Origin of the sequence: Carnobacterium sp. (assembly GCF_045617425.1) — a bacterium.
Taxonomy (GTDB): domain Bacteria; phylum Bacillota; class Bacilli; order Lactobacillales; family Carnobacteriaceae; genus Carnobacterium_B.
Map to the genome: position 1 here is coordinate 226,833 of NZ_JAZLIO010000006.1, position 6,348 is coordinate 233,180.

General features: G+C 33.8%; 7 protein-coding genes. 5 read left to right on the forward strand and 2 right to left on the reverse strand.

Translation table 11 applies throughout. The features are described from left to right. Window positions 1–4: 4 nt before the first annotated feature. On the reverse strand, window positions 5–508 hold the full coding sequence (locus ACKI3H_RS03280; RefSeq protein ID WP_407370851.1) for a divergent PAP2 family protein: 504 nt from the start codon (window positions 506–508) through the stop codon (window positions 5–7). 200 nt (window positions 509–708) lie between these two features. Between ACKI3H_RS03280 and ACKI3H_RS03285 the strand changes: the two genes are divergently transcribed. Next, entirely contained in the window at window positions 709–1,299 is a 591-nt protein-coding gene (locus tag ACKI3H_RS03285; protein WP_407370852.1) for a peptidylprolyl isomerase, read from the forward strand. Window positions 1,300–1,350: 51 nt separating this feature from the next. On the opposite strand, the gene ACKI3H_RS03290 is transcribed toward ACKI3H_RS03285, so the two are convergent. After that, on the reverse strand, window positions 1,351–2,532 hold the full coding sequence (locus tag ACKI3H_RS03290) for a MalY/PatB family protein (RefSeq protein ID WP_407370853.1): 1,182 nt from the start codon (window positions 2,530–2,532) through the stop codon (window positions 1,351–1,353). A gap of 229 nt (window positions 2,533–2,761) precedes the next feature. On the opposite strand from ACKI3H_RS03290, the gene yugI reads away from it, so the two are divergent. The 4 genes from yugI to ACKI3H_RS03310 all read left to right on the forward strand — a co-directional run bounded on the left by yugI (window position 2,762) and on the right by ACKI3H_RS03310 (window position 5,809). Beyond that, window positions 2,762–3,139 carry a S1 domain-containing post-transcriptional regulator GSP13 gene (yugI, locus tag ACKI3H_RS03295; protein ID WP_407370854.1) on the forward strand — a complete coding sequence of 126 codons (378 nt, stop codon included), beginning with the start codon at window positions 2,762–2,764 and terminating at the stop codon, window positions 3,137–3,139. Between the two features lie 68 nt (window positions 3,140–3,207). Continuing rightward, window positions 3,208–3,591, forward strand: coding sequence for a hypothetical protein (locus tag ACKI3H_RS03300; RefSeq protein ID WP_407370855.1), 384 nt, complete (start codon window positions 3,208–3,210; stop codon window positions 3,589–3,591). A gap of 132 nt (window positions 3,592–3,723) precedes the next feature. Then, window positions 3,724–5,070 (forward strand): glucose-6-phosphate isomerase, encoded by a 1,347-nt coding sequence (locus ACKI3H_RS03305; RefSeq protein WP_407370856.1) that lies wholly within the window; start codon window positions 3,724–3,726, stop codon window positions 5,068–5,070. Between the two features lie 208 nt (window positions 5,071–5,278). After that, window positions 5,279–5,809, forward strand: coding sequence for a GNAT family N-acetyltransferase (locus ACKI3H_RS03310; protein WP_407370857.1), 531 nt, complete (start codon window positions 5,279–5,281; stop codon window positions 5,807–5,809). Window positions 5,810–6,348: the final 539 nt, after the last annotated feature.

A 6,348-nucleotide genomic window follows, 5' to 3' on the forward strand; every position in this document is an offset into this window, starting at 1 on the left:
AAGATTATAAAATAGAAAAGTAAGTCAATACAGCTTGTGTAGCAAAAGCGACTAAAATACCGGTAAGAATCCCAAAGAAAACTTCAATCGGCTTATGGCCTAAATATTCTTTTAAGTGACGTTCAGTTTGTTCATCAACGAGGGCTGCCGAATCGTGAGAAAGTTTAACCACTTTTTTACTCAACATATGAAAATCAACCACTAATTGATTTAACAAGATTCCTTGTTCGCCACTTTGTCGACGCACACCCATAGAATCAAACATAACAATGACTCCAAAGGTACTTGCAATAGCTACAAAAGGTGAAGCTACACCATACTGTAAAGCTAGAGCTGTAATAAGGGCAGATACCGCTGCTGAATGTGAACTAGGCATTCCGCCAGTAGAAGTAGCTAATGCCCAAGTGGTTTTTCTTTGTAATAGAAAAGCTACTGGAATTTTAATGATTTGTGCAAATGTAATAGCTGTAAAAGCCGCAACAAGCGGAAAATTCGTTAAAATAAGCATAGTGTACCATCCTTTAAAAAATTCAATATTCTATTTCATATCATAACATGAAACAAGTTTTTCTTTGACAAAAAAGTGTTAATGATAGAAAAAAGAAACAGAAGTAAGCTATTTTTTGTTTGATAGCTAAAAAAAATGGCAATACAAGAAAGATTTCGGTATGATAGAGAAGTAAATATAAAAATTAGGAGGACGATAAAATGTCTGAATTTCCACAATTATCAAATGAAGTAGCAAGTAATGAACAAGTTGCTACCATTAAAACAACGATGGGTGATCTTAAAATTAAATTATTCCCTGAAATTGCCCCTAAAGCAGTAGAAAATTTTGTTAAATTAGCAGAAAGTGGTTACTACAATGGAATTATTTTCCACCGTGTTATCCCTGACTTTATGATTCAAGGGGGAGACCCAACTGGAACAGGTATGGGAGGAGAAAGTGTCTGGGGAAGTTCTTTTGAAGATGAATTTTCAGATAAAGCATTTAACCTTAAAGGTGCGCTTTCAATGGCTAATGCAGGTCCGCATACAAACGGAAGCCAATTCTTCATCGTATCAGCTTCTCAAACTCCAGCAAATATGATTGGCCAACTTGAAGCGGCTGGTTATCCTGTAGAGATTGTTGAAGCATACAAAGAAAATGGTGGAACACCTTGGTTAGATAATCGTCACACTGTTTTTGGTCATGTTATTGAAGGAATGGACGTTGTGGATTCAATCCAAAATGTAAAACGTGGAGCTCAAGACAAGCCAGTAAACGATATTGTTATTGAAAGCATTGAATTAAACTAAAAAAATAAACGATCAACAGACGTCATGTCTGCTGATCGTTTATTTTTTTACTTAACCTTTTGGGTGTTCAAATGCATATTTTATACGCTTCAAACCTTCAACAACAGTTTCATGAGGCGCAGCAAAGTTTAGTCGCATGTAGTTTGTTCCCGAAGGTCCATAATCCGAACCAGCATTTAAACCGATTTTTCCAACTTTTGCAAAATGATTGGTCAATTGTTTATCAGGAATATTTAAAGTAGAACAGTCAAACCACAGTAAGTATGTTCCTTGAGGTCTCATATAAAAAACTTCAGGAAGTTCAGTATCAAAAAACGTACAAATTGTTTCTAAGTTGTTTTTTAAATATGTCATTAACTCTTCTAGCCAGGGTTCACTTGTTGCAAAAGCGGCTTCGGTTGCTGCGTAACCAAATGTATTGATGCTATTTTGTTCGGTTTTGGATTGAGCTACAATCAATGCATTACGCAAATCTTCGTTTTGAACAAAAATCATTGAATTTTTTATCCCAGCTAAGTTAAATGTTTTCGTAGCCGCCGTTAGAGTAATGACAAAGTCTTTGTATTGCTCATTGATGGCTGCAACTGAAATAAACTCATGTGGTTGATAAATAAGATCACCATGTATTTCATCACTGCATAAGATAACGTGGTATTTTTGACATAGTCCCGCTAATTGAGCCAACTCTTGTTTGGTCCACACACGGCCTCCAGGGTTATGTGGGTTGCTTAAAACAAATAATTTTACATTTCTTTTTATAAATTGTTGTTCTATATCAATGAAATCCATCTTAAACAAACCATCCTCAATAAACAACGAATTTCGAATGACTTTTCGGTTATTCAATGTAATCATATTTTCAAACGGGGTATAAACAGGGTCTTGAATCATCACAGTCTCCCGTTCGTTTGTAAAAGTTTGGATCACCAATGCAATACTTGGAACCACTCCAGGAGAGAATAAAATATCCTTGGGTGACAACTGTAAGTTATGACGGTTTTTTTGCCAGTCTGTGATAGCTTGGTAGAGAGAATCGGGAGGAAACGCATAGCCTAAAATACGTTGATCCACTACTTTTTTCAAAGCATCTAAAATCAAAGGCGAATTAGCAAAGTCCATATCCGCTACCCACATGGGCAAAACAGTATCGTCCCCAAATATTTTTTTTGAATATCCCCATTTAATACTACTTTGATCACTGCGATCAATTTGTTCATCAAAGTTCCAAGTCATAGAACTATTCCTCCTATCAAAAGTTAGTTTCTATTATAGGATTAAGTATACTAGTAAAAACCGAAGAGAGATATTTTTTTCTATGTTGCCTCTTTTAAAGCTTGTAACATAAATTAAGTCTAAAATTTAAAAATATGAAAACGTATTCTAAACACGCTGTCTGTTTATTTATGATAAAATAAAACATAGAACAAAAAGTAATCTAGAAATGGATAAGCGAGGTGATAGGATGAAGTATAAAATTGGCATGGTCATTAAAGGCAAAATTACTGGAATTCAACCTTATGGAGCGTTTGTTTCACTTGATGAAGAAACACAAGGGCTTATCCATATCTCAGAATGCAAACATGGTTTTGTTAAAGACTTAAATGAAGTTTTAACAGTGGGAAATGAAATTGAAGTGATGGTATTAGATATTGATGAATACACAAGAAAAATCAGTTTATCTCTAAGAACGTTAGAGGAAAATACAACATTTCAATATCATCCTAAGAAAAGAAGGCAACATCATGAAAAGGTCGGTAAGCTAGGTTTTGCTACAATAAAAGAGTCGATGCCAAAATGGATTGAAGAAGCTAAAGAAGATGAAAAAAGACGGGTAATGTAGTAAAGAGATTATTGACCTATTGTAAACCAAACAAATGAGCTTAAAACTATAGGTAGAGGTGTAAACTAATGACAGAGAAAAGATGGGTAGCTGGAACTATAATGGCAAAAGGACCAGAAGGAAAGTATGTTTTTTTAGTGAAAGTAGAAGCTGAAATGCATTCATTCCCTACCACAGAAATCAGTGATGTTAAAACAGGATTAGCTACTATATTAGAGGCGCTAAAAACTATTTTACCCATTAAAGCAACTGATTTGAATTTATATGAACTGACAAATGCAGTAGTTAATGATAACCGTATCCCTTTATTTGTTTTTGAACTTTATGATGAAGAAGCCGATTACAGACTTCTAACTGAAAGCGGTGATAACTCACTAATCTGGTTGCATTCTGATGAACTCACAAAAACTTTAGAAAAATGGGAAATCTCAGGAGTCCCACAATTTAAATAAGTTTATCTTTAACGGCACTTCTCATTCGAGAAATGCTGTTTTTTCTTGCTTTTTTTGATTAAAACAACTAAAGTTAATAGGTATGAGAATAGTGTTTTTTATTCTTTAAAACAATTAATTGGAGGGGTTTACGTGGGTCATATTAAATTTGATTATTCAAATATTGAAAAATTTGTACAACCACATGAAATTACGAACTTACAACAACAGGTTACAACTGCTGATGAAATGTTACGTAAAGGAACTGGAGCAGGTAGCGATTACCTAGGTTGGATCGATTTGCCAAAAAATTATGATAAAGAAGAATTTGCTCGTATCAAAACGGCAGCTAAAAAAATCCAAGACGATTCAGAAATTCTGGTTGTTATCGGAATTGGAGGATCTTACTTAGGCTCAAAAGCTGCGATTGATTTCTTAAACCATTCTTTCGTTAATTTACTTGATAAAGAAACTCGTAAAGCACCACAAGTTCTCTTTGCTGGAAACAGCATTAGTTCAAGTTATTTACATGATTTGATCCAAGTGATTGGAGACCGTGATTTCTCAGTAAATATTATCTCTAAATCAGGTACAACTACTGAACCAGCTATTGCTTTTAGAGTATTCAAAGAATTATTAGAAAAGAAATATGGCTCTGAAGAGGCTAAATCTCGTATTTACGCTACCACAGACAAAGAACGCGGTGCTTTAAAACAGGAAGCAAATGCACAAGGCTATGAATCATTTATCATTCCTGATGATGTTGGAGGACGTTTCTCTGTATTAACAGCAGTAGGTTTATTGCCAATTGCAGCTAGTGGAGCAGACATTGATCAATTGATGAAAGGTGCTGCAGATGCATCAGCGGAATTTTCTAGTGATAAAATCGAAGAAAATGAAGCATATCAATACGCTGTATTGCGTAATGTCTTCTATCGTAAAGGAAAAGATACTGAAATTTTAGTTAACTATGAACCATCATTGCAATACTTCTCAGAGTGGTGGAAACAGTTGGCTGGAGAATCAGAAGGTAAAGACCAAAAAGGAATCTATCCTTCAAGCGTAAACTTTTCTACTGATTTACATTCAATGGGACAATACATTCAAGAAGGACAACGCAATATCTTTGAAACAGTTATTAAAGTAGACAAACCAAAATTCGATATTGCTATCCCATCTACTGAAGAAGATTTAGACGGGTTAGGTTACTTAGAAGGAAAAGGGATTGATTTCGTAAATACCAAAGCCTTCCAAGGAACTCTTTTAGCTCATACTGATGGAGATGTGCCTAACATGATTTTAACGATTCCTCAACAAGATGCATATACATTAGGCTACATGATGTACTTCTTTGAAATTGCCATCGGTCTATCTGGATACTTAAATGGTGTAAATCCATTTGATCAACCAGGTGTAGAAGCATACAAGAAAAATATGTTTGCTTTGCTAGGAAAACCAGGATTTGAAGAATTAGGTAAAGAATTAAACGCACGTCTGTAATATAGATGTACCGAAATGAAACACACTTCAAAAGTCTTTACATCTCTTTTTCTTATCGTAGTGATAGAAAAAAAGGTGTTTAGGCTTTTTTTTTAGAAATAGCATTATGAAAAGGCATTGTTAGTCTGCAATTTTTGTAGTAGTGTATTTAATAACAAATGATAGTTAAAATCTACTCTCTATTCTATATAGAAGAAAGGGGAATAAAATGAGTGGGAATTTTATATTACACCAAGCAAAAACAGAACACATTGAAATGATTGATGCATTACTTAAAGAAACAGCTCTATGGTTAAAAGCTAAAGGTTCGTTACAATGGAATGGTATATTAGAAGGCAAAGATAATCATGATACAACAAGGGCCATCGATAGAGGAGAAGTGTTCTACGGAACTTTAGATAATAAATTAGTTGGGATGTTCATATTGTGGGATCAACAAAGCGAGTGGGATGCAGATTTATGGGGAACGGATCAAGGAGATGAGTTTTATTACCTTCATCGTTTGAATATAAAGAGAGACAAAGCTGGAATGGGAATTCCGCATTTGATGATTAATGCTGCTAAAGACTATGCTGAAAAAAAAGAAAAAAGAGCGCTCAGACTAGATTGTATTGCTGAAAATGAATTTTTAAACCGAATGTACCGTAATGAAAGCTTTAAACTGATTGATTGTAAAGAAAATTTCAATGCTGGAGAACAAATAAATGACTTTAATTTATATCAGTATGACCTAAAGTGATTTTAGAAAAACGAACGATAGTATAAAGGGCTGTTTTTAAAACAGTCTTTTTATTCGTTTCGCTCATATGTAATACAAATCTAAATGCAAAAAAGTGGTAAATTATACGCTTTTTAAAAAAAAGTAAAAAAAACGAAATCTTTTTATTGACCAGTATCAAAAAACTTGTTATAGTAATTGATGTCGCTAAGAGAGATAAGTGATAGACGGAATAGATGGAAACATTATTGTAAAAATAATGTTGACAAAACGTAAAATAATATGTTAATCTATTTAAGTCCTCATGAAAACACTGAGCTGGCAAATGGATAAATATTCAATTTAAAAAAATATTTATTAAAAAACTTGTTGACAAGTTGAAAAACAACTGCTATAATTTAGAAGTTGTCAGAAACGCGACAACACGCTTTAGACCTTTGAAAACTAAACAAAGTAAGACGAACCAAATGTGAGGGTGACTTAGCAGTGCTAAGTCAACAGTAACAAAATTAGTGAATAATTATTCGCTAGCAATCAATATGAGCTTCAAGCATCATTTT